24 protein-coding genes are annotated in these 25,966 nt (G+C 72.6%); 14 read left to right on the plus strand and 10 right to left on the minus strand.

Annotation, left to right across the window (positions count from 1 at the left end; translation table 11 throughout):
* Positions 1 to 41 precede the first annotated feature (41 nt).
* Positions 42 to 1,499 carry a type III PLP-dependent enzyme domain-containing protein gene (locus J5Y05_RS24100; protein ID WP_210875153.1) on the minus strand — a complete coding sequence of 486 codons (1,458 nt, stop codon included), beginning with the start codon at positions 1,497 to 1,499 and terminating at the stop codon, positions 42 to 44.
* Between the two features lie 115 nt (positions 1,500 to 1,614).
* Here J5Y05_RS24100 and hutU point away from each other — a divergent pair, with 115 nt between their 5' ends.
* The 4 genes from hutU to hutI all read left to right on the plus strand — a co-directional run bounded on the left by hutU (position 1,615) and on the right by hutI (position 7,230).
* On the plus strand, positions 1,615 to 3,330 hold the full coding sequence (gene hutU / locus J5Y05_RS24105; RefSeq protein WP_210875154.1) for a urocanate hydratase: 1,716 nt from the start codon (positions 1,615 to 1,617) through the stop codon (positions 3,328 to 3,330).
* Positions 3,327 to 4,544, plus strand: coding sequence for an allantoate amidohydrolase (locus J5Y05_RS24110; protein WP_210875155.1), 1,218 nt, complete (start codon positions 3,327 to 3,329; stop codon positions 4,542 to 4,544). The genes hutU and J5Y05_RS24110 overlap by 4 nt, the downstream gene beginning before the upstream one ends.
* Positions 4,541 to 5,944, plus strand: a complete 1,404-nt coding sequence (locus tag J5Y05_RS24115) for a formimidoylglutamate deiminase (protein WP_210875156.1) — start codon at positions 4,541 to 4,543, stop codon at positions 5,942 to 5,944. The genes J5Y05_RS24110 and J5Y05_RS24115 overlap by 4 nt, the downstream gene beginning before the upstream one ends.
* 110 nt (positions 5,945 to 6,054) lie before the next feature.
* A complete protein-coding gene (hutI, locus tag J5Y05_RS24120) occupies positions 6,055 to 7,230 on the plus strand; it encodes an imidazolonepropionase (protein WP_210875157.1) in 1,176 nt (391 codons plus the stop codon).
* Between the two features lie 102 nt (positions 7,231 to 7,332).
* On the opposite strand, the gene J5Y05_RS24125 is transcribed toward hutI, so the two are convergent.
* Positions 7,333 to 8,259: an RNA polymerase sigma factor SigF gene (locus J5Y05_RS24125; protein WP_210875158.1), complete on the minus strand. Its 927-nt coding sequence runs from the start codon at positions 8,257 to 8,259 to the stop codon at positions 7,333 to 7,335.
* 237 nt (positions 8,260 to 8,496) lie between these two features.
* Here J5Y05_RS24125 and J5Y05_RS24130 point away from each other — a divergent pair, with 237 nt between their 5' ends.
* Complete coding sequence (locus J5Y05_RS24130) at positions 8,497 to 8,874, plus strand: STAS domain-containing protein (RefSeq protein WP_210875159.1); 378 nt, start codon at positions 8,497 to 8,499, stop codon at positions 8,872 to 8,874.
* 214 nt (positions 8,875 to 9,088) lie between these two features.
* Complete coding sequence (locus J5Y05_RS24135; protein WP_210875160.1) at positions 9,089 to 9,724, plus strand: ATP-binding protein; 636 nt, start codon at positions 9,089 to 9,091, stop codon at positions 9,722 to 9,724.
* 336 nt (positions 9,725 to 10,060) lie between these two features.
* Here J5Y05_RS24135 and J5Y05_RS24140 read toward each other — a convergent pair whose 3' ends face one another.
* Entirely contained in the window at positions 10,061 to 11,557 is a 1,497-nt protein-coding gene (locus tag J5Y05_RS24140) for an oligopeptide:H+ symporter (RefSeq protein WP_210875161.1), read from the minus strand.
* 576 nt (positions 11,558 to 12,133) lie between these two features.
* Here J5Y05_RS24140 and J5Y05_RS24145 point away from each other — a divergent pair.
* Both J5Y05_RS24145 and J5Y05_RS24150 read left to right on the plus strand, forming a co-directional pair.
* Positions 12,134 to 12,811, plus strand: a complete 678-nt coding sequence (locus J5Y05_RS24145) for a response regulator transcription factor (protein ID WP_030423067.1) — start codon at positions 12,134 to 12,136, stop codon at positions 12,809 to 12,811.
* 64 nt (positions 12,812 to 12,875) lie between these two features.
* Entirely contained in the window at positions 12,876 to 14,144 is a 1,269-nt protein-coding gene (locus J5Y05_RS24150) for a sensor histidine kinase (RefSeq protein ID WP_210875162.1), read from the plus strand.
* An 88-nt stretch (positions 14,145 to 14,232) separates the two neighbouring features.
* Here J5Y05_RS24150 and J5Y05_RS24155 read toward each other — a convergent pair whose 3' ends face one another.
* Positions 14,233 to 14,829: a GtrA family protein gene (locus tag J5Y05_RS24155; protein ID WP_210875218.1), complete on the minus strand. Its 597-nt coding sequence runs from the start codon at positions 14,827 to 14,829 to the stop codon at positions 14,233 to 14,235.
* Between the two features lie 153 nt (positions 14,830 to 14,982).
* Between J5Y05_RS24155 and J5Y05_RS24160 the strand changes: the two genes are divergently transcribed.
* From J5Y05_RS24160 to J5Y05_RS24175, 4 genes are all read left to right on the plus strand, one after another.
* The gene (locus tag J5Y05_RS24160) at positions 14,983 to 16,122 is read left to right on the plus strand and encodes a 5-(carboxyamino)imidazole ribonucleotide synthase (protein ID WP_210875163.1); all 1,140 of its coding nucleotides are present in this window, start codon (positions 14,983 to 14,985) and stop codon (positions 16,120 to 16,122) included.
* Entirely contained in the window at positions 16,119 to 16,640 is a 522-nt protein-coding gene (purE, locus tag J5Y05_RS24165) for a 5-(carboxyamino)imidazole ribonucleotide mutase (protein WP_210875164.1), read from the plus strand. Before J5Y05_RS24160 ends, purE begins: the two co-directional genes overlap by 4 nt.
* Before the next feature lie 5 nt (positions 16,641 to 16,645).
* Positions 16,646 to 17,824, plus strand: coding sequence for a dipeptidase (locus J5Y05_RS24170; RefSeq protein ID WP_210875165.1), 1,179 nt, complete (start codon positions 16,646 to 16,648; stop codon positions 17,822 to 17,824).
* A gap of 108 nt (positions 17,825 to 17,932) precedes the next feature.
* Positions 17,933 to 19,321, plus strand: coding sequence for a dipeptidase (locus J5Y05_RS24175; protein ID WP_210875166.1), 1,389 nt, complete (start codon positions 17,933 to 17,935; stop codon positions 19,319 to 19,321).
* 6 nt (positions 19,322 to 19,327) lie between these two features.
* On the opposite strand, the gene J5Y05_RS24180 is transcribed toward J5Y05_RS24175, so the two are convergent.
* Complete coding sequence (locus J5Y05_RS24180) at positions 19,328 to 19,687, minus strand: VOC family protein (protein ID WP_210875167.1); 360 nt, start codon at positions 19,685 to 19,687, stop codon at positions 19,328 to 19,330.
* 117 nt (positions 19,688 to 19,804) lie between these two features.
* On the opposite strand from J5Y05_RS24180, the gene J5Y05_RS24185 reads away from it, so the two are divergent.
* Positions 19,805 to 20,311, plus strand: coding sequence for a CGNR zinc finger domain-containing protein (locus J5Y05_RS24185; protein WP_210875168.1), 507 nt, complete (start codon positions 19,805 to 19,807; stop codon positions 20,309 to 20,311).
* Positions 20,312 to 20,423: 112 nt separating this feature from the next.
* Here J5Y05_RS24185 and J5Y05_RS24190 read toward each other — a convergent pair whose 3' ends face one another.
* On the minus strand, positions 20,424 to 21,767 hold the full coding sequence (locus J5Y05_RS24190; RefSeq protein ID WP_210875169.1) for a UDP-glucose dehydrogenase family protein: 1,344 nt from the start codon (positions 21,765 to 21,767) through the stop codon (positions 20,424 to 20,426).
* Positions 21,768 to 21,954: 187 nt separating this feature from the next.
* On the opposite strand from J5Y05_RS24190, the gene J5Y05_RS24195 reads away from it, so the two are divergent.
* Entirely contained in the window at positions 21,955 to 23,127 is a 1,173-nt protein-coding gene (locus J5Y05_RS24195; RefSeq protein WP_210875170.1) for an acyl-CoA dehydrogenase, read from the plus strand.
* Between the two features lie 605 nt (positions 23,128 to 23,732).
* Here J5Y05_RS24195 and J5Y05_RS24200 read toward each other — a convergent pair.
* From J5Y05_RS24200 to J5Y05_RS24215, 4 genes are all read right to left on the minus strand, one after another.
* On the minus strand, positions 23,733 to 24,590 hold the full coding sequence (locus J5Y05_RS24200) for a helix-turn-helix domain-containing protein (protein ID WP_307854069.1): 858 nt from the start codon (positions 24,588 to 24,590) through the stop codon (positions 23,733 to 23,735).
* A complete protein-coding gene (locus J5Y05_RS24205) occupies positions 24,574 to 25,110 on the minus strand; it encodes a DUF6879 family protein (protein ID WP_210875171.1) in 537 nt (178 codons plus the stop codon). The genes J5Y05_RS24200 and J5Y05_RS24205 overlap by 17 nt, the downstream gene beginning before the upstream one ends.
* Entirely contained in the window at positions 25,091 to 25,309 is a 219-nt protein-coding gene (locus J5Y05_RS24210) for a hypothetical protein (RefSeq protein WP_372450518.1), read from the minus strand. The genes J5Y05_RS24205 and J5Y05_RS24210 overlap by 20 nt, the downstream gene beginning before the upstream one ends.
* A 187-nt stretch (positions 25,310 to 25,496) precedes the next feature.
* Entirely contained in the window at positions 25,497 to 25,958 is a 462-nt protein-coding gene (locus J5Y05_RS24215; protein WP_210875221.1) for a DUF6879 family protein, read from the minus strand.
* Positions 25,959 to 25,966: the final 8 nt, after the last annotated feature.

Raw genomic sequence — 25,966 nt, forward strand, 5'->3', positions numbered from 1 at the left:
CGGCGGCCCGCCCGCGCGGGGCCGGGGCCTCGCCGCCCCCGTCAGGCCCGGCCCGCCCCCCGGTCCCGCCCCACCAGGGCGTCCGCCCGCGCCCCGCCCGACTCCGCCACGATGTCCGCCACCGACTGGGCCTCGCGCACCGTGGCGAAGGCGATCCCGCCGCCGTCGTCCGGCAGGAACCCGTGGACGGCGGGGCGGGCGAGGGAGTTGTAGGCGTAGTGGTGGGCGAAGTAGTACGCGCCCGTGTCCAGCACCGCCGCGTAGTCCCCCTGCTCCAGCAGCGGCAGCGCGCGGCCCGTCGCCAGGAGGTCCCCGGCGAAGCACGCCGGGCCCGCCACGTCCTGCACCACCCCGGGCCCCGCCTTCGGCCGGCCCCCGGCGTCGTACGCGGCGATCCGCAGCGGCCACGCCTCCGGCGCGTACACCGTGCGCGTCGCCACCTGGACGCCCGCGTGCGTCACCGCGACCGGGCGCCCCCCGGCGCTCTTGGCGTACTCCACCCGGGCCAGCATCGTGCCGTGCTCGGCCAGCAGCGACCGGCCGAACTCGGTGACCAGCCCGTACCGCCCGTCGAAGAGCCCCGGCACCGCCTCCCGCAGCACCCGCGCGTACTCCGCGTGGGTCGGGGCCGTCTCCTCCGAGGCGAAGTTCACCGGCAGTCCGCCGCCGATGTCGAGGGTGTCGACCTGCCGCCGCCCGGCCCGCTCGTTGATCTCCTCGGCGAGGGCGTGGGCGGCGGCCACCCCCTGGGCCATCAGCGTGAGCGGGACGCCCTGCGAGCCGGTGTGCGTGTGCAGCCGGGTCAGCCAGGGCCGGTCCAGATACGCCCGGACGACCCACTCCCGGGCCCCCTCGTCCCGGAGCGCCACCCCGAACTTCGAGGTCGCCGTCGCCGTCGACAGCGCCTCGATGGCACCGCCGCCGACCTGCGGATTCACCCGGATGCCGATCGGCGAGGCGGTCCGGCCGGAGGCGAGGAGCGCGTCGAGGCGGGCCAGCTCCTGCGGATTGTCCACGTTGACGGCGATGCCCAGGGCCAGCGCCTCGCGCAGCTCCTCCGGCGTCTTGGCCGGCGAGTCCAGCACCGTCCGCGCCGCCGGCACCCCCGCGGTGCGGGCCAGCGCCAGCTCGCCCGGACTCGCCACCTCCGCCCCGATGCCCTCCTCGTGCAGCAGCCGCAGCACCGGCACCAGAGGGGTCGCCTTCACCGCGAAGGCGTGCAGCACCGGCGTACCCGGCGCCGTCACCGCCGCGAACGCCGAGCGCAGCGCCGCCGCCGACTCCCGGATGCCGGTCACGTCGAGCAGCGCCACGAGCGGGGCGCCGGGTCCGAGCAGCCCCTGCTCCACGGCGGCCCGCACCGCCCGGTCCCGGCGGGCGGCCCGCTCCCCGCCGCCCGGTCCGCCGATCCTGTCCGTGCCCTCGCTCACGCGCTTCTCCGTCCCGTCGCCGTGACCCTCCGCGTCCCCGCTGCCCCTGCCCCCTAACCGGCCACACATCCGAGACGCGCCGCCGCGCGTCCCCGCGCCGTGTATTGACTAGCCATATTCAGCGGGACAGGATGTGAATATCCGCAGTAACAGTCGCCGGGAGCCAGCCACCAGGAGGCAGACCATGTCCGGACCCCGCCCATCCGACGCCCGCCCCGTCAGGGCGCCCCGCGGCACCCGGCGCACCGCCCAGGGCTGGCCGCAGGAGGCCGCGCTGCGGATGCTGCAGAACAACCTCGACCCCGAGGTCGCCGAACACCCCGACCGGCTCGTCGTCTACGGCGGCACCGGCAAGGCGGCCCGCGACTGGCGCTCCTTCGACGCCATGGTCCGCACGCTGGAGGGGCTCAAGCAGGACGAGACGATGCTCGTCCAGTCCGGCCGCCCGGTCGGCGTCATGCGGACCCACGAGTGGGCGCCGCGCGTGCTGATCGCCAACTCCAACCTCGTCGGCGACTGGGCCACCTGGGAGGAGTTCCGCCGCCTGGAGGCCCTCGGCCTGACCATGTACGGGCAGATGACCGCCGGCTCCTGGATCTACATCGGCACCCAGGGCATCCTCCAGGGCACCTACGAGACCTTCGCCGCCGTCGCCGCCAAGCGCTTCGGCGGGACCCTCGCCGGCACCATCACCCTCACCGCCGGCCTCGGCGGCATGGGCGGCGCCCAGCCCCTCGCCGTCACCATGAACGACGGCGTCGTCATCTGCGTCGACTGCGACCCGCGCGCCATCGACCGCCGCATCGAGCACCGCTACCTCGACGTCAGGGCCGACTCCCTCGACCACGCCCTCCACCTCGCCACCGAGGCCCGCGACCGGCGCACCCCCCTGTCCATCGGCGTCCTCGGCAACGCCGCCGAGGCGGTCCCGCGACTGCTCGCCATGGGCGCCCCCATCGACATCGTCACCGACCAGACCTCGGCCCACGACCCGCTGGCCTACCTGCCCACCGGCATCGCCTTCGAGGACATGGCCGACGCCGCCGCCGAGGACCCGGCCGGCTTCACCACCCGCGCCCGCGAGTCCATGGCCCGGCACGTCGAGGCCATGGTCGGCTTCCAGGACGCCGGCGCCGAGGTCTTCGACTACGGCAACTCCCTCCGCGGCGAGGCCCGACTCGCCGGATACGACCGCGCCTTCGCCTTCCCCGGCTTCGTCCCCGCCTACATCCGCCCCCTCTTCTGCGAGGGCAAGGGCCCCTTCCGCTGGGCGGCCCTCTCCGGCGACCCCGCCGACATCGCCAAGACCGACCGGGCCGTCCTCGACCTCTTCCCCGAGAACGAGTCCCTGGCCCGCTGGATCAGGCTGGCCGGCGAGCGCGTCCACTTCCAGGGCCTGCCCGCCCGCATCTGCTGGCTCGGCTACGGCGAACGCGACAAGGCCGGCGAGCGCTTCAACGACATGGTCGCGAGCGGTGAGCTGGCCGCCCCCGTCGTCATCGGCCGCGACCACCTCGACTGCGGCTCCGTCGCCTCCCCCTACCGCGAGACCGAGGCCATGCGCGACGGCTCCGACGCCATCGCCGACTGGCCGCTGCTCAACGCCATGGTCAACGTCGCCTCCGGCGCCTCCTGGGTCTCCCTCCACCACGGCGGCGGCGTCGGCATGGGCCGCTCGCTCCACGCCGGACAGGTCACCGTCGCCGACGGCACCCCGCTCGCCGGGGAGAAGATCCGCCGCGTGCTCACCAACGACCCCGGCATGGGCGTCATCCGCCACGTCGACGCCGGCTACGAGGGCGCCGAGGCCGTCGCCGCCGAGCGGGGCGTACGGGTGCCGATGCGCGAGGGCGACGACGTGCGCGAGGGTGACGAGGCGCGCGAGGGTGACGAGGCGTGACCTTCCACAGGATGTGGGCGGAGTTGCTGCCCATCGGCCGCAGCCCCGTCTCCGGCGGCTACCACCGCTTCGCCTGGACCGGCGCCGACACCGACTGCCGGGCCTGGTTCCGGCAGCAGGCCGAGGAGCGCGGCCTCGCCTACGAGACCGACCGGAACGGCAACCAGTGGGCCTGGCTCGGCGACCCGGCCGCCGGGGACGCCGTCGTCACCGGCTCCCACCTGGACTCGGTCCCCGACGGCGGCGCCTTCGACGGGCCCCTCGGCGTCGTCTCCGCCTTCGCCGCCCTCGACGAACTCCGCGCCCGGGGCGTCCGGTTCGCCCGGCCGCTCGGCATCGTCAACTTCGGCGACGAGGAAGGCGCCCGCTTCGGCCTCGCCTGCGTCGGCTCCCGCCTCACCGCCGGCGCGCTCACCGCCGCACAGGCCCACCGCCTCACCGACGCCGACGGCGTCACCCTCCCCCGGGCCATGGAGGCCGCCGGCCACGACCCGGACGCCCTCGGCCCCGACCCCGAACGCCTCGCCCGCATCGGCGCCTTCGTCGAACTCCACGTCGAACAGGGCCGCGCCCTGGACCTGTCCGGCGACCGGGTCGGCATCGCCTCCGCCATCTGGCCCCACGGCCGCTGGCGGTTCGACTTCCGCGGCGAGGCCAACCACGCCGGCACCACCCGCCTCGACGACCGCCGCGACCCGATGCCGCCCTACGCCGAGACCGTCCTCGCCGCCCGCCGGGAGGCCCGGCTCGCGGGCGCCGTCGCCACCTTCGGCAAGATCGCCGTCGAGCCGAACGGCGTCAACGCCATCCCCTCCCTCGTACGCGGCTGGCTCGACTCCCGCGCCGCCGACCAGGAGAGCCTGGACACCGTGGTCGCCGGGATCGAGAAGGCCGCCCGCGACCACGCCGCCGCCCACGGCGTCGACCTCGACATCGTCCGCGAGTCCTTCAGCCCCGTCGTCGAGTTCGACCACGTACTGCGCGACGAACTCGCCCGCATCCTGGGCGCGAGGACCGGCGTGCCCGTCCCCGTCCTCGGCACCGGCGCCGGACACGACGCCGGAATCCTCTCCGGACGCGTCCCGACCGCCATGCTGTTCGTGCGCAACCCCACCGGCGTCTCCCACTCCCCGGCCGAGTTCGCCGCCGAGGACGACTGCCTCGCCGGGGTCGCCGCGCTCGCCGACGTACTGGAAGGGCTGGCCCGCACGTGAACCCCACCCCGCGCACGTACTGGCTGGAGCACGCCTGGCTCGGCACCCACGTCGAGCCGGGCGTCGCCGTGGATGTACGGGACGGGCGCGTCGCCGCCGTCCGCACCGGAGTCCCCGCCCCGCCGCCCGGCGCCGAGATCCTGCGCGGACTGACCCTGCCGGGACTGGCCAACGCCCACTCGCACGCCTTCCACCGAGCCCTGCGCGGCACCGTCCAGGCCGGCTCCGGCACGGGAGCACCCCCGCGTCCGCGGGGAACGGGCGATGCGGACGCCGAGCGGGCGCCGGATTCGTTCTGGGCCTGGCGCGACGTCATGTACGCCATCGCGGACAAGCTCACCCCGGACAGCTACTTCTCGCTCGCCCGTGCCACCTACGCCGAGATGGCGCTGGCCGGCATCACCGCCGTCGGCGAGTTCCACTACGTCCACCACGCCCCCGGCGGCACCCGCTACGCCGACCCCAACGCCATGGGCGAGGCGCTCGTCGAGGCCGCCGCCGAGGCCGGTGTGCGCATCACCCTCCTCGACACCTGCTACCTCTCCGCCGGCTTCGGACGGGCCCCCGACGGCCACCAGCTCCGCTTCTCCGACGGCACCGCCCACTCCTGGGCGGAACGCTGTGCACTTCTCAAGGAACGGGATCACGCGCGGATCGGCGCCGCCATCCACTCCGTACGGGCCGTGCCCGCGGACCAGATGGCGACCGTGGCGCGGTGGGCGGAGGAACGGCGGGCCCCGCTCCACGTCCACCTCTCCGAGCAGACCGCCGAGAACGACGCCTGCCGCGAGGCCCATGGACGCACCCCCGCCCGGCTCCTCGCCGACCAGGGCGTGCTGGGACCGCGCACCACCGCCGTCCACGCCACCCACCTCACCGAGGAGGACATCGCCCTGCTCGGCGGCACCACCACCGGCACCTGCATGTGCCCGACCACCGAACGGGACCTCGCCGACGGCATCGGACCCGCCGTCGCGCTCCAGCGGGCCGGCTCGCCGCTCTCCCTCGGCTCCGACAGCCACGCCGTCGTAGACCTGCTCGAAGAGGCCCGCGCGATGGAGCTGAACGAGCGCCTGCGCACCCGTACCCGAGGCCACTGGACGGCCGCCGCCCTGCTGCGCGCCGCCACCGCCGACGGACACGCGGCGCTCGGCTGGCCCGAGGCGGGGCGCATCGAGACCGGCGCCCTGGCCGACCTCACCACCCTCGCGCTGGACTCGGTCAGGACGGCGGGACCGCCGCCGCGGCTCGGCGCCGAGACGGCCGTATTCGCGGCCACGGCCGCCGACGTCCGGCACACGGTCGTGGGCGGACGGCACGTGGTGCGCGACGGGGCGCACACCCTCGTCCCCGACGTGCCCCGGGAACTGGCGCGGGCCGTGGCCGCCCTCGGCGGCTGACACCCCCGCCCGCCGCCCCCCGGGCACTCCCGCCCGCCGCCCCCCGGGCACTCCCGCCGCCCGCCCCCGACCGCAGCCCCCGCATCCCCCGCGACGCCGACGAGGACGCCATGAGCAGCAGCACCGCCATCACCAACATCGCCGCGCTGGTCACCAACGACCCCTCCCTCCGTGACGGCGACCCCCTCGGACTGGTCCGCGACGCGGCCGTCGTCATCGACGGCGACCGTGTCGTGTGGACCGGTGAGACCAGGAAAGCACCCGCCACTGACAACCGGGTCGACGCCGGCGGCCGGGCCGTCCTGCCCGGCTTCGTCGACAGCCACTCCCACCTGGTCTTCGCGGGTGACCGCACCGAGGAGTTCAACGCCCGCATGTCCGGCCGCCCCTACAGCGCCGGCGGCATCCGCACCACCGTCGCCGCCACCCGCGCCGCCACCGACGCGGAACTGGAGGCGACCCTCGTCCGGCACCTGCGGGAGGCCCTGCGCCAGGGCACCACGACCCTGGAGACCAAGTCCGGCTACGGGCTCACCGTCGACGACGAGGCCCGCGCGCTGCGCATCGCCGCCCACCACACCGACGAGGTCACCTACCTCGGCGCCCACATCGTCGCCCCCGAGTACGCCGACGACCCCGCCGGCTACGTCGCCCTGGTCACCGGGGAGATGCTCGACGCCTGCGCCCCGCACGCCGGCTGGATCGACGTCTTCTGCGAACGCGGCGCCTTCGACGGCGACCAGGCGCGTGCCGTCCTCACCGCCGGCCGGGAACGGGGCCTGCGCCCGCGCGTCCACGCCAACCAGCTCACCCACGGCCCCGGCGTCCAGCTCGCCGTCGAACTCGACGCGGCCAGCGCCGACCACTGCACCCACCTCACCGACGCCGACGTCGACGCCCTCGCGCACGGCGACACGGTGGCCACCCTGCTGCCGGGCGCCGAGTTCTCCACCCGCGCCCCCTGGCCCGACGCCCGGCGGCTGCTCGACGCGGGCGCGACGGTGGCGCTGTCGACGGACTGCAACCCGGGGTCGTCGTTCACCTCGTCCGTGCCCTTCTGCGTCGCGCTCGCGGTGCGGGACATGGGGATGACGCCGGACGAGGCGGTCTGGTCGGCCACCGCGGGCGGCGCGGCGGCCCTGCGCCGGGACGACGTCGGACGCCTGGTCCCGGGCGCGTACGCGGACCTGGTCCTGCTGGACGCGCCGAGCCATGTGCACCTGGCCTACCGGCCGGGCGTGCCGCTCGTCACCGGGGTGTGGCGGCGCGGCGTACGGGTGGTGTGAGCCGCGAGGGGCGACGGGCCCCGCACGGGCGGGCGGTGCCGGGACGGGCGCGGGGGCGGTCCCTCGTGGGACCGCCCCCGTGGCGGAGTCACTCCGTGACGGTCACTCCTCGACCGTCAACCCCTTGCGCAGCCGTACCAGGGTCCGCGACAGCAGCCGGGACACGTGCATCTGGGAGATGCCGAGTTCGTCGCCGATCTCCGACTGGGTCATGCCCGCGACGAAACGGAGGGAGAGGATCTTCCGGTCCCGGGACGGGAGTTCGGCGATCAGCGGCTTCAACGACTCGACGTACTCGATCCCTTCGAGCCCGTGGTCCTCGTAGCCGATCCGGTCGGCGAGCGCGCCCTCGGCGTCGTCCTCCTCCGGCTGGGCGTCGAGGGAGGAGGCGGTGTAGGCGTTGGACGCCGCCATGCCCTCGACGACCTCGTCGCGCGAGAGGCCGAGGTGCTCGGCGAGTTCGCTCACCGTGGGGGCGCGGTCCAGCCGCTGGGCCAGTTCGTCCCCGGCCTTGGCCAGGTCGAGGCGGAGCTCCTGGAGCCGGCGCGGCACGCGCACGGACCACGAGGTGTCGCGGAAGAAGCGCTTGATCTCGCCGATGATGGTCGGCATGGCGAACGTGGGGAACTCGACGCCCCGGGAGAGTTCGAAGCGGTCGATCGCCTTGATCAGGCCGATCGTGCCGACCTGGATGATGTCCTCCATGGGCTCGCTGCGCGAGCGGAAGCGGGAGGCGGCGAACTTGACCAGCGCGAGGTTCAGCTCGACGAGCGTGTTGCGTACGTAGGCGTACTCGTGGGTGCCTTCCTCCAGCGACTCCAGCCGCTCGAAGAGGGTCTTGGACAGGGCCCGTGCGTCCGCCGGAGCCACCTCGTCGTAGGCGGGGATGTCCGGAAGCCCCGCGAGGGCGTCGTCGGGCTCGACGACCGCGTCGTGACGCGCGATGGGTTCCAGATGTTCCGGAGGGGGTGTCGACGTCGCTTTGTGGGTAGGCGATCCGTCGAGCCGGGGTGACATGATGTCCTCCATCGTTCTCGGCATAAGGCAGCCGAAGCCAATGATGTGCACTGCGGTGTGCGGCGCCTCCAAAGCCGGCCGTGTCGGGTACGTGTGCCTCTAGGGTTACCGGGTTTACCGAGCCCACCGCAAGTGTGTTCTGTGTTCGTATGTCCGGTTATGTGCGTTTGTTGGGTGTCGTCGGGCGGCCGGAAGGCGTAGTGTTCGAGGGCGTCAGCAAGGCACTCATGAGGTCGGGAGAGAGACGGCATGGACCGCGGGACGGTCGGCAGCGCACAGTCGGGCCGGCTTCTGGTGGAGGTGCGGGAAGAGGGCTCCAGCGCCGTCGTGACTCCGGCGGGTGAGCTGGATCACCACACCGCAGATCTGTTGCGGGAGCCGCTGGAGGAGTGCGTCGCCAAGGGGCTGAGCCGGCTCGTCGTCGACTGCTCGCGCCTGGAGTTCTGCGACTCCACGGGACTCAACGTCCTGCTCGGCGCGCGGTTGAAGGCGGAGGCGGCGGGGGGCGGCGTCCATCTCGTGGGCATGCAGCCCGTGGTGGCCCGCGTGTTCGAGATCACGGGGGCCGAGGCGGTCTTCACGCTGCACGACACGCTGGCGGACGCCCTGCCGGGCGAGACCGGCTGAGCCGGTCCGTGGACGGATCGGCGCAGGGGCGCGTGGGCCTTCGGGGACGGTGGCGACGCCGCGTCCCCCCCTTCGTGTCGAATTTCGTGTCGAAGGCGGGGGTGTTCCTCGTGGCGGGTCGGGCAGGAGAACCCTTGGGCCCGTCCGGCCGGCGCGACTGAGTGTGTACGACGGTGGAATGTGAATGTCGGTGGATCGGTGAGGTGAAGCGCTGATGAGCACCACCCGGCCCTGCTCGCCGGGCGACCGCGGTCCGGAGTCCGGCGGCGCTTCCGGGGCGTCCGAGGGGGGCGTGTCCGGGACGGGGAACTCCGAAGGGGGCGCGCGGATGTCCGGTACGCACCTGTCCGCGGGGCCCGGTGTGCCCGTGGCGCAGCCGGCTCCGGGCGGGGCGCCGCGAGCGGACGGCGGGCGCACGGCCGCCGCCGGTCCCGGTCCGGGCCGGCAGGTCCGCAGACTGAGCTTCGACGGGCAGAGCGGCGTCGTGCCGCTCGCCCGCGACTTCACCCGCCAGGCCCTGTACGCGTGGGGCTGGCTGCCCTCCGCCACCGCCGACCAGCGCGCCGCCGCCGAGGACGTGCTCCTCGTCGTCTCCGAACTGGTCACCAACGCCTGCCTGCACGCCGAGGGGCCGGACGAGCTGTGGATCACCTGCGACCGCAAGGTGATCCGGCTGGAGGTCTCCGACCGCGGCACGGGCCAGCCCGCCCCCCGCACCCCGCACCGCGCGGGACGCCCCGGCGGCCACGGCATGTTCATCGTGCAACGGCTCTGCCTCGACTGGGGCGTCGTGCGCACCCCGGGCGTCGCCGGCAAACGCGTCTGGGCGGAACTGGGCACACCGGCGTAGCCCGCCGGGGAAGCGGCGGGCGTACCAGCGCGTGACGTCCGCCGAAGCGCCGAGCACTCCGGCGCGTGATGTCTGCCGAAGCGCCGGGCACTCCGGTGCGTGACGTCCGCCGAAGCGCCGGGCACTCCGGCGTGGGACACCCGGCGAAGCGCCGGGCACACCGCCGTAGAACGCCGAGGGGAGCCCGCGCGCAGCGCACCGGCTCACCCGGCCGCGGAAGAGAACATCCGTACAAGCCGCGGCAGCCGCCCCCCAATGCCCGGAGGGCCACCGCCTCCCCCAGGGGAAGCGGTGGCCCTCCGTCGTGCGGTCCGGGCCCGGCAGGCCCGGCAGGGCTCAGCGGATGTCGCCCATCAGCTCCTTGACCCGCTTGCGGTACATCCACACCGCGAGTCCGGCGACCACGGCGAGCGTGGCCTCCAGGCCGACGATGCCCGTCTTGTCCAGGTCGACCCCGAAGAGGGACAGCAGACCGGTCGTGGCGTCGCCCGCGGTGACGGCCAGGAACCAGACGCCCATCATCTGCGAGGCGTACTTCGCCGGCGCCATCTTCGTCGTCACGGACAGCCCGACCGGGGAGAGCAGCAGCTCACCACAGGTCTGGACGAAGTAGATCGCCACGAGCCACAGCGCCGCGGCCTTGTGACCGCCGCCCGCGATGCTCAGCGGGGCCAGGAAGAGGAAGAAGGAGATGCCGACCAGCACCAGGCCGGAGGCGAACTTCACGATCGTGCTCGGCTCCTTGCCGCGCCGGTTCAGCGCCAGCCAGATCCAGGCGACGACCGGGGCCAGCGACATGATCAGGACCGGGTTGATCGACTGGTACCAGGAGACCGGGAAGTTCCAGCCCAGGACGGAGTTCTCGGCCGAGGAGTCGGCGAAGATCGACAGCGTCGAGCCGCCCTGGTCGTAGATCATCCAGAAGACCGCGGCGGCCACGAAGAACCAGATGTACGCGGACATCTTCGACTGCTCGGAGCGGTCCAGCTCCTTGTCGCGCTTGATCCGCGCCAGCACCATCACCGGGATGATCACGCCGAGCAGGGTCAGCGGGACCAGGACCCACTTCAGCGTGTAGTGGCCGCTGAAGCCGACGACCGCGTAGAAGACGACCGCGAGGGCGGCCCAGAAGGCGGCCTTGCGCAGCGTCGACACCTTCTCCTGGGCGGACAGCGGCTTCGGCACGACGCTGGACCGGGCGTCCAGGTGGCGGCTGCCCAGCAGGAACTGGACGACGCCCAGACCCATGCCGACCGCGGCCAGCGCGAAGCCCAGGTGCCAGTTGACGCTCTCGCCGATGGTGCCGATGACCAGCGGCGCCGCGAAGGCGCCCAGGTTGATGCCCATGTAGAAGACGGTGAAGCCACCGTCGCGGCGCGGGTCGTCCGGGCCCTTGTAGAGCTGGCCGACCATCGTGGAGATGTTGGCCTTGAGCAGACCCGAGCCGATCGCCACCAGCCCGAGGCCGGCGAAGAAGGTGCCGGACGCGGGCAGGGCCAGCGTCAGGTGGCCGAGCATGATGATGCCGCCGGCGATGGCGACGGTCTTGCGGGGGCCCCACACGCGGTCGCCGAACCAGCCGCCGGGCATGGCGAGCAGGTACACCAGGGACACGTACACCGAGTAGATCGCGGTGGCCGTGGCGGCGCTCATGTGCAGGCCGCCCGGGGCGACCAGGTACAGCGGGAGGAGGGCCCTCATGCCGTAGTAGGAGAAACGCTCCCACATCTCGGTCATGAAGAGAGTGGCCAGTCCGCGGGGGTGGCCGAAGAAGGTCTTCTCGGAGCCGGGGGTGCCCGGCTGGACCGAGTCCTTCGTCAGGCTGGACGCCATGTCGTTCCTTGCTGGTCGGGACGCGCTCATGAGGCGATGCGCGCCCGGTGGGGGGAGCCGGCACCGGCGGCCGGCCCGTCCGACCCCACGCCTGAGGGATCGCGCCCCGGATTGCGAGGCGACGGACGGAGACCACCGGGATCCACGCTCCGGCACGCGTGCTGCGCGCGCCGGGGCCCGGCCACAGGTCATTCCTTTCAAGGCCGGCCGGAGCCGGCCCGCACACAAAAGAGACCTTCAGCGTCGAACAGATGCCAAAGGTCATTGGGTGCTACAGGCGCTGATTCACCATACGGCAGGACACCGCCCGGTATGGAAGGGATTGAGACACGGATCACAGGAGCGATCGGAACCTCACTCGACCTTTCGAAGGCCCGTTCCAGGATGTCACCCCACACCCGTAGGTCCCGGCCGGGGTCCCCGTACGCACGCGACCGCCCGGCCCGCCGGACCGCGCCCCGCCATGTCCACCGATGTCAGGAGGTTTCACCAGCTCGCCCGAGGTGTCCGGGGACGGGCCGTCCGCGCCGTGATCACCGCCCCCTGGCCCCGTCCCGGGCGGACTACCATCAGCCCATGACCCGTGTACTGCTCGCCGAGGACGACGCGTCCATCTCGGAGCCGCTGGCCCGCGCACTGCGCCGGGAAGGGTACGAGGTCGAGGTGCGTGAGGACGGACCCGCCGCGCTGGACGCCGGGATGCAGGGCGGCGTCGACCTGGTCGTGCTCGACCTGGGGCTGCCCGGCATGGACGGGCTGGAGGTCGCGCGCCGGCTGCGCTCCGAGGGCCACACCGTGCCGATCCTCATCCTGACCGCCCGCGCCGACGAGGTGGACACCGTGGTCGGCCTGGACGCGGGCGCCGACGACTACGTCACCAAGCCCTTCCGCCTCGCCGAGCTGCTCGCCCGGGTCCGCGCCCTGCTGCGGCGCGGCGCCGCCGAGCCCCAGCAGCCGCCCGCCACCCACGGCGTGCGCATCGACGTCGAATCGCACCGGGCCTGGATGGGCGACGAGGAGCTCCAGCTCACCGCGAAGGAGTTCGACCTGCTGCGCGTGCTGGTGCGCGACGCCGGCCGGGTCGTCACCCGCGACCAGCTCATGCGGGAGGTCTGGGACACCACCTGGTGGTCCTCGACCAAGACCCTCGACATGCACATCTCCTGGCTGCGCAAGAAGCTGGGCGACGACGCGGCGAACCCGCGCTACATCGCCACGGTGCGCGGCGTGGGCTTCCGCTTCGAGAAGAGCTGAGCCGGGTCCCCCGCCGCCGCGGGCCGGGCGCGGGCGGCACGGGCACGAACGGGTTTGAGAGGTCATGCGCCGCCGACTGATCCAGTCCACGCTCGCCGTGGTGCTCGTGGTGATCGCCGTCTTCGGCGTCTCCCTCGTCATCGTGGAGGCGCGCACCATCACCAGCACCGCCCAGGAGCGGGTGGACCTGGAGGCGGTGCGGCTGGCCGGCATCGTGGACAGCCGGCTGCTCGGCACCGGCACCGTCGACGCCGAGATCCTGAGCGAGCAGGTCTCCCGCGAACGCTACGCCGTGATCCGCATCCCCGGCCGGCCCGTCATCGAGGTCGGCAAGCAGCCCACCGGCGAGGTCCTGCGCGGCAAGGCGGTGGGGGAGGAGGGCGAGACCGTCCTCGTCGAGGAACCGCGCTCCTCGGTGACCCGGGAGGTCGGCCGGACCCTGCTGATCATCGGTCTGGTGGCGCTGCTCGCGGTGATCGCCGCGGTGCTGCTGGCGCTGCGCCAGGCCGGCCGGCTCGCCTCCCCGCTCACCGACCTCGCCGAGACCGCCGAACGCCTCGGCTCCGGCGACCCCCGCCCGCGCCACAAGCGGTACGGCGTCCCCGAGCTGGACCGGGTCGCGGACGTGCTGGACGCCTCCGCCGAGCGCATCGCCCGCATGCTCACCGCCGAACGACGGCTCGCCGCCGACGCCTCCCACCAGCTCCGCACCCCGCTGACCGCGCTGTCCATGCGGCTGGAGGAGATCACCCTCACCGACGACCCGGAGACGGTGAAGGAGGAGGCCACCATCGCGCTGACCCAGGTGGAACGCCTCACGGACGTGGTGGAGCGGCTGCTCACCAACGCCCGCGACCCGCGCAGCGGCTCCGCCGTCTCCTTCGACCTGGACGACGTGATCCAGCAGCAGATCGCCGAGTGGCGCCCCGCCTACCGCAGCGCCGGCCGGGCCATCGTCAGCTCCGGCAAACGGCACCTGACGGCCGTCGGCACGCCGGGCGCGGTGGCCCAGGTGCTCGCCGCGCTGATCGAGAACTCCCTCATGCACGGCGGCGGCACCGTCGCGCTGCGCACCCGGGTCACGGGCAACCAGGCGGTGATCGAGGTCGCCGACGAGGGTCCCGGCGTACCGGCCGACCTGGGGGCGCGGATCTTCGAGCGGACCATCAGCGGGCGCAACTCCACCGGCATCGGCCTGGCCGTCGCCCGGGACCTGGCCGAGGCGGACGGCGGGCGGCTGGAACTCCTCCAGCCCCGGCCCCCGGTCTTCGGCCTGTTCCTGTCCCGCACCTCGCCGCCGAAGAAGTCCCCGGCGGGCACCACGGTCCGCTGACCGACGGGCCGCCGCGGCTCCGTGGGCCCGCGCCGCTCCCGGGGGACCGGGGGACCCGCGCCCTTCCCGGGAGCCCTGCGGGCCGACGCTACTGCCGGCGGCTCGCGCCGAGGCCGGTGGCGCCGGCGGGCCGGGCCGCGCGGGCGCTGGGCTGGGGGTGCAGCGCCGTCGCGCGCGCCTGCTCCGGCGCGGTCCGTACGGCGGCCTCGGGGGAGGGCAGCGCCCGGAAGACCCAGGTCCGGTACGACCAGAAGCGGAAGAGGGTGCCGAGACCGATGCCGAGGAACTTGAAGATGTTGCTCTGCAACGGGGTGTCCCAGCCGAAGCCGTAGGTCGCCGTGTACAGCACGCCGTTCTCGATCACCAGCCCGACCACGCTGAACAGCAGGAACAGCGACATCTCCCGGGTGCGGTGCCCCTTCTCGCGGTCCCGGTAGGTGAAGTACCGGAAGCCCAGGTAGTTGAAGACGATCGCCACGATGGTGGCGATGACGCTCGCCCGTACCACCGGCAGGTCGCTCACGTGCCGGACGAGGTTGAAGACGAGGAGGTTGACCAGGACGCCCACGCCGCCGACCGCGCCGAACTTGGCGACCTCGGCGACCAGCCGGCCGATCCGCCCCCGCGGGACGCCGGAGGGCGCCGGGGAAGGAGCCGTGGGAGACCCCGGGGAGCCGTGTTCCATGGGCGTGCAGGCCCCCGTCCGTCGGTTGGGCATCAACTCAGTCATGCTAACCACCCGGACGCGCGATCTTCCTGCGGACGGCCACGGCAGACGGGGGAGCGCCCGGGGAGGGCGGAAAACCGGCCGCCCCGCGGTGGCCGATACGCTAGGGGTGTGACGTTCCCGGTAGTCGGCATGGTCGGCGGGGGCCAGCTCGCGCGTATGACACACGAAGCGGGCATCCCGTTGGGCATCAGGTTCAAGCTCCTCAGTGACACCCCTCAGGATTCCGCGGCACAGGTCGTGCACGAAGTCGTCGTCGGCGACTATCGAGACCTGGACACGCTGCGCGATTTCGCGAGGGGCTGCGACGTGATCACTTTCGATCACGAACACGTACCGACCGAGCATCTACGGGCGCTGGAGGCGGACGGCATCCCCGTACGCCCCGGCCCCGACGCGCTGGTGCACGCCCAGGACAAGGGCGTCATGCGCGAGAGGCTGGCCGGGATCGGCGTGCCCTGCCCGCGGCACCGGATCGTCTCCGACCCGCGGGACGTGGCGGCCTTCGCCGCCGAGGGGGACGGCTTCCCGGTCGTCCTCAAGACCGTGCGCGGCGGGTACGACGGCAAAGGCGTCTGGGTCGTCGACAGCGCCGAGGAGGCCGCCGAGCCCTTCCGCGCCGGTGTGCCCGTCCTCGCCGAGGAGAAGGTCGACTTCGTCCGCGAGCTGGCGGCCAACGTCGTCCGCTCGCCGCACGGCCAGGCCGTCGCCTACCCGGTCGTCGAGTCCCGGCAGGTCGACGGCGTCTGCGACACCGTGATCGCCCCCGCCCCCGCCCTCGACGAGGAGCAGGCGCTGCGCGCGGAGGAGATGGCGCTGCGCATCGCCAAGGAACTCGGCGTCGTCGGCCACCTCGCCGTCGAGCTGTTCCAGACCCGTGACGGCCGCGTCCTCGTCAACGAACTGGCGATGCGCCCGCACAACTCCGGCCACTGGACCATGGACGGCGCGATCACCAGTCAGTTCGCCAACCACGTCCGCGCCGTCCTCGACCTGCCGCTGGGCGACCCGCGCCCGCGCGCCCCCTGGACGGTCATGGTCAACGTCCTCGGCGGGGACTACCCGGACATGTACTCCGCGTACCTGCACTGCATGGCCCGCGACCCCCAGCTCAAGATCCACATGTACGGCAAGGACGTGAAGCCCGGCCGCAAGGTCGGCCACGTCAACACCTACGGCGACGACCTGGACGACGTGCTGGAGCGCGCCCGTCACGCTGCCGGCTATCTGAGAGGGACGATCACCGAATGAGCCCGGTCGTAGGCATCGTCATGGGGTCGGACTCCGACTGGCCCGTCATGGAGGCCGCCGCCAAGGCACTCGACGAGTTCGAGGTCGCCTACGAGGTCGACGTCGTCTCCGCGCACCGCATGCCGCACGAGATGATCGCGTACGGCGAGCAGGCCGCCGGACGCGGGCTGAAGGCGATCATCGCCGGGGCCGGGGGCGCCGCCCACCTGCCCGGCATGCTCGCCTCCGTCACCCCGCTGCCCGTCATCGGCGTGCCCGTGCCGCTGAAGTACCTCGACGGCATGGACTCGCTGCTGTCCATCGTGCAGATGCCGGCCGGCGTCCCCGTCGCCACCGTCTCCGTCGGCGGCGCCCGCAACGCCGGGCTGCTCGCCGCGCGGATGCTCGCCGCCCACGACGAGGAGCTGCTCGCCCGGATGCGCGAGTTCCAGCAGGACCTCAACGACCAGGCCACCGAGAAGGGCAAGCGGCTGCGCTCCAAGGTCGAGGGCTCGGGCGGCTTCGGATTCGGGAAGTGACGCCGGTGACCTCGCTGGATCAGGCCCGGGAACTGCTGCGCGAGTTCCCCGTCGCCGACGGCCACAACGACCTGCCCTGGGCACTGCGCGAACAGGTCCGCTACGACCTCGACGCCCGCGACATCGCCGCCGACCAGGCCGCCCACCTGCACACCGACATCCCCCGGCTGCGGGCCGGCGGCGTCGGCGCCCAGTTCTGGTCGGTGTACGTCCGCTCCGACCTGCCCGGCGCGGTGACCGCCACGCTGGAGCAGATCGACTGCGTACGGCAGTTGCTGGAGCGGCATCCGCGGGACCTGCGGGCCGCGCTGACCGCCGCCGACATGGAGGCCGCGCGCGCCGAGGGCCGCATCGCCTCCCTCATGGGCGCCGAGGGCGGCCACTCCATCGACGAGTCGCTCGCCACCCTGCGCGCCCTGTACGCGCTCGGCGTGCGCTACATGACCCTCACCCACAACGACAACGTCTCGTGGGCCGACTCCGCGACCGACGAGCCCGGCGTGGGCGGGCTCTCCGCCTTCGGCCGCGAGGTCGTGCGCGAGATGAACCGCGAGGGCATGCTCGTCGACCTCTCGCACGTCGCCGCCACGACCATGCGGGACGCGCTGGACACCTCCGCGGCGCCGGTGATCTTCTCCCACTCCTCCGCGCGGGCCGTCTGCGACCACCCCCGCAACGTCCCCGACGACGTGCTGGAACGGCTGCCCGCCAACGGCGGCGTGGCGATGGTGACCTTCGTGCCGAAGTTCGTGCTCCAGGCGGCCGTGGACTGGACGGCCGCCGCCGACGAGAACATGCGCGCGCACGGCTTCCACCCGCTCGACTCCGGGCCCGAGGCGATGGCCGTGCACCACGCCTTCGAGGAGCGCTCCCCACGCCCCGTCGCCACGGTCGCCACCGTCGCCGACCACCTCGACCACATGCGCGAGGCCGCGGGCGTCGACCACATCGGCATCGGCGGCGACTACGACGGCACGCCCTTCACCCCGGACGGGCTCGGCGACGTCTCGGGCTACCCGAACCTGATCGCCGAACTCCTCGACCGCGGCTGGTCGCGCGCCGATCTGGCCAAGGTGACCTGGCAGAACGCGGTGCGGGTGCTGGGCGCCGCCGAGGACGTCTCCCGCGAGCTGCGGGCCGCGCGCGGCCCGTCCCACGCGACCATCGCGGAGCTGGACGGCTGACGCCGGCGCGGGTGGGGCCCTCGTACACCGAACGCCCCACCCACCGGGAAGGGCCCGCCCCGTCGTGCGACGGTGACCCAAACGCACGACGACGGGACGGAGCCCGCCATGGCAGATCTCCAGGACGACCTGCACATCCGCACCGAGGCCGGTGGTGTGCCCGTACCGTCGTCCGCGGAGATCCTCCCGCCCGAGCCCTGTCCGCCGATACCCAGCGCCTGCACCGGGCACGTCCCGGCCTCCGGCGCGGGGCCGGGTTCGGGCGCGGGCTCCGGGCCGGGCTCGGCGGCGGGTCCGGCTTCGGGCTCCGGGCCGGGTCCGGCTTCGGGTACGGGCTCCGGGCTGGGGCCGGCTTCGGGTACGGGCTCCGGGCTGGGGCCGGCTTCGGGTACGGGCTCCGGGCTGGGGCCGGCTTCGGGTCCGGCTCCGGGTCCGGCTGCGGGTCAGGCTTCCGGCGGTGAGGACGAGCCGACGGCCCGTGCCCGCGCCGTGCTGCGCGCCCACCCCGTCGCCGACGGCTGCGCCGGACTGCTGCGGGCCCTCGAACGGCTCCGCTGGTACGACTACGACCTGGAACTCGGCGAGAGCGGCGTCGACGCCGACGTGCCCCGGCTCCGCGAGGGTCGCGTGGGCGCCCAGTTCTGGGCCCTGCACCAGCCCGACGGCGTCCGGGGCGACGGGGCCGTCGCCGCCGCGCTGGAACAGCTCGACCTCATCGGTGCCGTGGTCCGCCGCCACCCCGAGGGCCTGGCCCTGGCCCACGACGCCGGGCAGATCGCCGACGCCCGCAACCGGGGCCGCGTCGCCGTCGTGCCGGGCCCCGTCCGGGCCACCGCCCTCGCCGACAGCCTCTCCGTCCTGCGCTCCCTGCACGCCCTCGGGCTGCGCGTGCTCACCCTGACCGGGGTGGACTGGGCGGGCGAGGCCGGGCTGACCCGGTTCGGCGAGGAGACCGTCCGCGAGATGAACCGGCTCGGCGTCGCCGCCGACCTCTCCGGCGCCTCCGCCCCCACCATCGACCGCACCCTCGACGTCTCCCGGGCCCCGGTCCTGTGCGTCCGCTCCGGCGCCGGAGCCGTGCGCGCGCACCCGGACAACCTCCCCGACGACCTCCTGGCCCGCCTCGGCGCGGCCGGGGGCCTGTGCATGGTGCCGCTGGCCGCCGAGCAGAGCGGCCCGACCGTCCGCGACGTCGCCGACCACCTCGACCACGTCCGCGCGGTGGCCGGCCCGCACGCCGTCGGCCTCTCCGGCACCTACGACACCGGCACCGCCCACCCCCTGGAGCTGGGCGACCCCACCGGCTACCCGCGCCTCATCGCCGAGCTGCTCCGCCGGGACTGGCCCGAGTCCGACATCGCCCTGCTGACCTGGGGCAACGTCCAGCGCGTGCTGCGCGCCGTCACCTTCACCGCCCGAGCCGCGCAACAACGCCGGGACCCCTCCACGGCGACCCACGCGGACCTGGACGGGCGCCGGGCACCCGGCATTCCGTAGCGCCCCTCAGCAGGCGCAGAGGCAGAACGGGTGCCCGGCCGGGTCGGCGTAGACCCGGAAGGTGCGGGAACGGTCCTCCGCGTCCAGCGGCGTGGCGCCCAGCTCCAGCGCGGTCCGCTCGGACGCGTCCAGGTCGGTCACCGTCAGGTCGAGGTGGGCCTGCTGCGAGTGGTCGGGCGCGGGCCAGGCGGGCGGGACGTGACCGGGGGCGGCCTGGAAGGCCAGCACGCGCCCGCCGGGCAGCCGCAGGTCGATCCAGTCGTCGTCGCCCTCGACGGTCCCGCCGAGCAGCCCGGCGTAGAAACCGGCCAGGGCGCGGGGGTCGGGACAGTCCAGGACGGTGGCACCCAGTTCGGCGACGGCCATGACTTCCTCCTCCAGGAGATGTGGATACCGAGGTGGTTACCGGTTGCTGTTACCAGCAAGGTGCAGCAACCGGTAACGGTTACCGCATGGTCCCGCATCGGAGGTAACGTCGCAACCATGAGTGGGAAATCGCCCGCACCGGGAGGGCTGGCCCTGGTCGAGTCCCTGGTGAACACGCTGGACATCGAGACGGGCGCCGACTCGCTGGACACCCCCGAGGGCCGCGAGCCCTTCGGCCTGACCGAGCGGGAGACGCCGTACGCGCGCGTCCTGCGCGAATCGCTGCGGGCCACCCTGCTCGCCCACGCCGGCCACCCGCCGCACGCCCCGGTCACCCCGCTCGGCGCCCTCCTGGCCGAGGCGCCGCTGCTGGTGACGGTCGACGAGGCGGACGGCTCGGCCGCCCTCGCGCCCGCCGACGGCCGCCTCCTGCCCGCCCGGATCGCCGCCGCCGTCGCGGAGGCGCTGGTCGCGGACACCTGGACCCGGCTCAAGGCGTGCGAGGCCGCCGACTGCCACTGGGCGTACTACGACCGCAGCCCCGCCGGACGCGGGCGCTGGTGCTCGATGGCGGTGTGCGGGGCGCGCGCCAAGATGCGCCGCTACCGGGCCAGGGAGACCTGATCCACACCGGGTCCCGCGCCCGGCGCGGCCGGCCGTGGTGCAGAATGCAACGGACGCCGGTTCGGCCGACTGAGCCTCGGCCGAACCGGCGTCCCCCTGTGCCCCGTACCGCTCAGGCGGTCGGCCGCCCCATCGCGCGGTACGTCCACCCGGCCCGCCGCCAGACCCCGGGGTCCAGCGCGTTGCGCCCGTCGAGCAGCACCCGCGCCGCCACCTCGCGGCCCAGCTCCTCGGGGTCCAGCTCCCTGAACTCCCGCCACTCCGTCAGGTGCAGGACGACGTCCGCGCCCCGCACCGCCTCCAGCGCCGAGCCGGCGTAGCCGAGCGTGGGGAAGATCCGGCGGGCGTTGTCCATGCCCTTGGGGTCGTAGACGGTGACCTGGCCGCCCTGGAGGTGGATCTGCCCGGCCACGTTCAGCGCGGGCGAGTCCCGGACGTCGTCCGAGTCGGGCTTGAAGCTGGCGCCGAGCACGGCGACCCGCTTGCCCAGGAAGGGGCCGCCGCCCAGCGCCTGCCGGGTCAGCTCGACCATCTGGCCGCGCTGGCGCATGTTGATCGAGTCGATCTCGCGCAGGAAGGTCAGCGCCTGGTCCGCGCCCAGCTCGCCGGCGCGGGCCATGAAGGCCCGGATGTCCTTGGGCAGGCAGCCGCCGCCGAAGCCGATGCCGGCCCGCAGGAACTTCTTCCCGATCCGGTCGTCGTGCCCGATGGCCTCGGCCAGCTTGGCCACGTCGCCGCCGGCCGCCTCGCAGACCTCGGCCATCGCGTTGATGAAGGAGATCTTGGTGGCCAGGAAGGAGTTGGCGGAGGTCTTCACCAGCTCGGCGGTCGGGAAGTCGGTCACGATGAACGGCGAGCCCTCGGCGACGGGCGTCGCGTACACCTCGCGCAGCAGCTTCTCGGCCCGCTCGCCGCGCACGCCGACCACGATCCGGTCCGGGTGCAGGGTGTCGTCGACGGCGAAGCCCTCGCGCAGGAACTCCGGGTTCCAGGCCAGCTCGGCGTCGTCCCCGGCCGGGGCGTGCTCGGCGAGGTAGGCGGCCAGCCGCTCGGCCGAGCCGACGGGCACGGTCGACTTGCCGACCACCAGGGCGGGTCCGTGCAGATGCGGGGCGAGGGAGGCGAGCGCGGACTCCACGTGCGACATGTCGCAGGCGTACTCAAGGTGCTTCTGCGGCGTGTTCACGCACAGGAAGTGCACGTCCCCGAAGGCCGCCACCTCGGCGAAGTCGGTGGTGAAGCGGAGCCGCCCGCTGGAGCCGTCGATGCCGGCGACGTGCCGGCGCAGCAGCTCCTCCAGCCCCGGTTCGTACATCGGGACCTCGCCCCGCCGGAGCGTCTCGATCTTCTCGGGCACCACGTCCAGGCCCATGACCTCGAAGCCCAGCTCGGCCATGGCCGCCGCGTGGGTCGCGCCGAGGTAGCCGGTGCCGATCACGGTGATCTTGAGGGCCATGAGTGCTCCAGACGGTGTACGGCGGACGTGCGCGCCCGAGCATATCGGGGGCCCTCAAGGCCCCCGCGCCCGGCGGCGTCACCCTGTCGTCAAGCTCACCTATCCAGGACGGCGGCGGGGCTCTAAAATTTGGGTTACTTAACGGTAGTTAGCCTCAGCATCACTGCGTTTTGGAGCGTGAGAGACCTTGGCCGGATCGGCTGACTTCGACCTGTACCGCCCGTCCGAGGAGCACGACATGCTCCGCGACGCCGTCCGTTCGCTGGCCGAGGCGAAGATCGCGCCGTACGCCGCCGCGGTGGACGAGGAGGCCCGCTTCCCGAGGGAGGCGCTCGACGCCCTGACCGCCAACGACCTGCACGCGGTGCACGTGCCGGAGGAGTACGGGGGCGGCGGCGCCGACGCGCTCGCCACGGTGATCGTCATCGAGGAGGTCGCCCGCGTCTGCGCGTCCTCGTCCCTGATCCCGGCGGTGAACAAGCTGGGCTCGCTCCCGGTCATCCTCTCCGGCTCCGAGCAGCTCAAGAAGCGCTACCTGGGGCCGCTGGCCAAGGGCGACGCGATGTTCTCGTACTGCCTCTCCGAGCCCGACGCGGGCTCGGACGCGGCCGGCATGAAGACGAAGGCGGTCCGCGACGGCGACCACTACGTCCTGAACGGCGTCAAGCGCTGGATCACCAACGCGGGCGAGTCCGAGTACTACACGGTGATGGCGGTCACGGACCCCGAGAAGCGCTCGAAGGGCATCTCCGCCTTCGTGGTGGAGAAGGGCGACGAGGGAGTCTCCTTCGGCGCCCCGGAGAAGAAGCTCGGCATCAAGGGCTCCCCGACCCGCGAGGTCTACCTCGACAACGTCCGCATCCCCGCCGACCGCATGATCGGCGAGGAGGGCACGGGCTTCGCCACGGCGATGAAGACGCTGGACCACACCCGCATCACCATCGCCGCCCAGGCTCTCGGCATCGCCCAGGGCGCCCTCGACTACGCCAAGGGCTACGTCCGCGAGCGCAAGCAGTTCGGCAAGCCGATCGGCGACTTCCAGGGCGTCCAGTTCATGCTGGCCGACATGGCCATGAAGATCGAGGCCGCCCGCCAGCTCACCTACGCCGCCGCGGCCAAGTCCGAGCGCGTCGCCGCCGGAGGGGGAGAAGGGGACCTCACCTTCCAGGGCGCCGCCGCCAAGTGCTTCGCCTCGGACGTCGCCATGGAGGTCACCACGGACGCCGTCCAGCTCCTCGGCGGCTACGGCTACACCCGCGACTACCCGGTGGAACGCCTGATGCGCGACGCCAAGATCACCCAGATCTACGAGGGCACCAACCAGGTCCAGCGCATCGTCATGGCCAGAAACCTCCCCTGACGGAACCCGGAACCACCCCTGGACCGACCACCGGCCCCGCACCCGACACAGCCCCCGGCATCGCGCCGGGGGCTGTGCAAATAGAGGCCGGAGAACCAGGCCCTCAGGCCGAACCGCGCGCGGCGGGAGGTCATCGGGGCAGGGCGGGAAAGTCTCAGCGCCCGGAACCCCGACCGCGTCCCGCGCACCGCCGGCACTCGCACGGCGGCCAAGCACCCGTGAGCAGAGGCGGAAGGTCGTCCGTCGCGTATACGGCCCGCTCCGGCCCCCAGGTCTGCCCGGAGTCACGAGAGACCCGCACGGTCATCAAGGGCTGGGCGCCGAAGAGTCCGACGTCTTTCCTGCGGCTCATGACCGGTGTGCCTTCGCCTGGTGCAGCCGCATCCGTACGTTGGCATCGGAGACGGCGCTGTAGTCGAAAAGGGAACGGGCATTCGCTCGGGCGACCGCATGAGAAAGGCAATCAGGGCAGCCGGAAATTGCCTGCGGTTCACGATCCAGTCTGCTCGGGCATGTCCCGTCAATGGGGGAATCCTCGCCGGACGGGGTTTTCCGTTCGCTCTCCACGACTCCATCATGGCCTCTCGGCGAGCCCGCTTGGAGTGTTAGTTGCGTTGACGCATAAAGCTGCCTGCGGTTTCTTCCAGGAAGGCGGAAGCGTCATCACCGGTCAATGCGTGCGACCAGAAGAGTTCGAACAGTCCAAGGTGCTGAGTAATGTCCCGAGGGTCGCGCAGCACGACTTCACCGGAGAACAGTTCGACGGTCACGAGGCGATCGTCGTAGACCACGAAGATGTTCATCGGCGTGCCAGGTACATGTTTCCCCTGCGGGACGATCCCGATTTCGACGTTGGGCTTCCTGCTGACCTCGGCCATATGTGAGCATTGGGCCGCCATGGCTTCGACGCTCGCCCGTTGCCACTTGACGGCCTGCTCGGTCATCAGGAAGCAGAATGAGCGCGATGCGTCGTCCAGGATGGCCTGACGGTCCATGCGTGCCTGCACCGCCCGTGCGACGTCCCTGGCCGGGTCGCTGGTCACCGTGGGCGAAAGGGTCTCGATGGCGTACTCACGCACGTGCAGCAGGCCGGTAGGGATCGCCGGGAGGAAGTGCCGCATCACCCGCGAGGAAGACTCGAGGGAACTTAGCTCGGCCTGCTTGTGATGCAGGCCGACGCGTGCATGAGCCCGCCACGACGCGTAGTCCACATTGGCTCGGCGTGCCAGTCGGAGAAGTTCGCCGGCCACCTCGTCAGGCACGGCGAGTGCTTTGAGGATGCGCTCGACATCGATGACCGTTGGCAGGGCGCGGCCGGTCTCGATGCGGCTGATCTTCGTTTGGCTCATGTTGCAGCGCAGCGCCAGACGTTCGCCGCTGAGCCCGGAAGCGCGGCGGAGACCCCGAAGGGCCTCCGCCAAATCCTTCCGCTCCCGTGCTTGCGTTTCAGGTTCGATAGACACTGAACGGTACGGCACTTTCCAGCGCGAGATCCCGCCACGCGAGATACTTGCCGATGTCCGGGTTCTGGATCAGTTCCCGGTTGATCTGCGTTCCGTCGGGACGGTAGTTGAGATGAACCACGGTCGTTTCGTCGAACAGCCAGAAGTCCTGCTCCGGCAGTCCGAGGTTCGGCCGCTCCGTCACATCGATTATCCGGTAGTCCTCCCCGGCCGCGACATTTCCGGGGATGCACCACTCGAACAGGTAACGGCTGTACGGCGTGAGCGGTCGACGCACGATCTTGGCGCGGGTCATCGTCCGGCCGGCCGCCGCGTGCTCACCGATCGTCTGGTGCCATGGCGCGTTGAAGCCCTCCGGCATCGACACCCCCGCGAGGAAGTCGCGGACCGTCTCGGCCTCCGCGGGCATGGTGTAGGTCTGGTGGACTTCCAGCCGGAACGCGGAGCGCTTGAAGTCGCGGAAGTACGCCTGCCACTCGTCGCCGTCCAGCAGGACGGGGCTAGAGCCATCCACGGGCACGCGCAGCCTCCTTGAGGATGTCTTCCGGGATCAGTACAACCGACTCGCCGTCCGGCGTCGGGTGGGTCACGTCGTAGCCCTGGATGGCCAACATGCCCGGTTCCCGGGTGGCGTACACGGTGGGGCAGTCTCCGTTCCCACACTCGTCATCGTCGCCGCTCCTGCACGGCCCGCCCGCGATCGCCCGCAGTTCGTCCACTGAGACCCCCTCCGGTCTGTGTCGTCGGCAAACTACGAACGGTGACACCCGTAAGGCAAGGTGGCCCCGGCGGCTAGTCACGAAGTCGCATAGACCCGCGCGCGCGACTCGTCAGCCGACTCTGCCTTGGTTTCCCTTCCGGATGCCATGCGCAGCGCCCGCAGCGCGGCCCCGAGCTGTGCTCTGTTCACGCCCCGTGCTTGGCCCACCATGCGGGGAAGGGTTCCGCGTGGGCGAGTGCCGTGTCGCGGTATCCGGTGAACTCGGCCACCCGCTCCGGCTCCAGTACCTGCGAACCGAGGTACTTTCCCGTCCCGTCGTAGTTCATCACGGCCACGGACTCCGAATCGAAGCACCAGAAGTCCGGTACGCCCGCCAGGGGATTCGGTGTGTCGGTGACGTCGAGGATGAAGAACTCCTCACCGCCGGTCATGTTCTTCCGGTAGCCCCACCCGAGTTCGAAGCGGAGATAGTCCGTGAGGGGGCGCGACAGAACGTGCACCCTATAGACCCGCTTCCCCTCTTCGGTGTGGGAGCGGAGTTCCTCCACCCACCCGGCGTTGTAGTCGGCCGGCTGCGGCTCGCCCGCCAGGTAGGCGTGATACGCGTCGACGTTCCCGGAGCCGCCGTAGTCGTCCAGCGTCTCCAGACGGAAAG

The sequence above is a fragment of the Streptomyces tagetis genome, from assembly GCF_018069565.1.
GTDB classification, from domain to species: Bacteria; Actinomycetota; Actinomycetes; order Streptomycetales; family Streptomycetaceae; genus Streptomyces; species Streptomyces tagetis.

What these genes read in the sequence shown, in the direction of transcription:
- J5Y05_RS24100 (WP_210875153.1), bottom strand. Translation starts at nt 1,499, where the DNA reads ATGTGTGGCCGGTTAGGGGGCAGGGGCAGCGGGGACGCGGAGGGTCAC.
- hutU (WP_210875154.1), top strand. Translation starts at nt 1,615, where the DNA reads ATGTCCGGACCCCGCCCATCCGACGCCCGCCCCGTCAGGGCGCCCCGC.
- hutI (WP_210875157.1), top strand. Translation starts at nt 6,055, where the DNA reads ATGAGCAGCAGCACCGCCATCACCAACATCGCCGCGCTGGTCACCAAC.
- J5Y05_RS24125 (WP_210875158.1), bottom strand. Translation starts at nt 8,259, where the DNA reads ATGGAGGACATCATGTCACCCCGGCTCGACGGATCGCCTACCCACAAA.
- J5Y05_RS24130 (WP_210875159.1), top strand. Translation starts at nt 8,497, where the DNA reads ATGGACCGCGGGACGGTCGGCAGCGCACAGTCGGGCCGGCTTCTGGTG.
- J5Y05_RS24135 (WP_210875160.1), top strand. Translation starts at nt 9,089, where the DNA reads ATGAGCACCACCCGGCCCTGCTCGCCGGGCGACCGCGGTCCGGAGTCC.
- J5Y05_RS24140 (WP_210875161.1), bottom strand. Translation starts at nt 11,557, where the DNA reads ATGGCGTCCAGCCTGACGAAGGACTCGGTCCAGCCGGGCACCCCCGGC.
- J5Y05_RS24145 (WP_030423067.1), top strand. Translation starts at nt 12,134, where the DNA reads ATGACCCGTGTACTGCTCGCCGAGGACGACGCGTCCATCTCGGAGCCG.
- J5Y05_RS24150 (WP_210875162.1), top strand. Translation starts at nt 12,876, where the DNA reads ATGCGCCGCCGACTGATCCAGTCCACGCTCGCCGTGGTGCTCGTGGTG.
- J5Y05_RS24155 (WP_210875218.1), bottom strand. Translation starts at nt 14,829, where the DNA reads ATGGAACACGGCTCCCCGGGGTCTCCCACGGCTCCTTCCCCGGCGCCC.
- purE (WP_210875164.1), top strand. Translation starts at nt 16,119, where the DNA reads ATGAGCCCGGTCGTAGGCATCGTCATGGGGTCGGACTCCGACTGGCCC.
- J5Y05_RS24175 (WP_210875166.1), top strand. Translation starts at nt 17,933, where the DNA reads ATGGCAGATCTCCAGGACGACCTGCACATCCGCACCGAGGCCGGTGGT.
- J5Y05_RS24180 (WP_210875167.1), bottom strand. Translation starts at nt 19,687, where the DNA reads ATGGCCGTCGCCGAACTGGGTGCCACCGTCCTGGACTGTCCCGACCCC.
- J5Y05_RS24185 (WP_210875168.1), top strand. Translation starts at nt 19,805, where the DNA reads ATGAGTGGGAAATCGCCCGCACCGGGAGGGCTGGCCCTGGTCGAGTCC.
- J5Y05_RS24190 (WP_210875169.1), bottom strand. Translation starts at nt 21,767, where the DNA reads ATGGCCCTCAAGATCACCGTGATCGGCACCGGCTACCTCGGCGCGACC.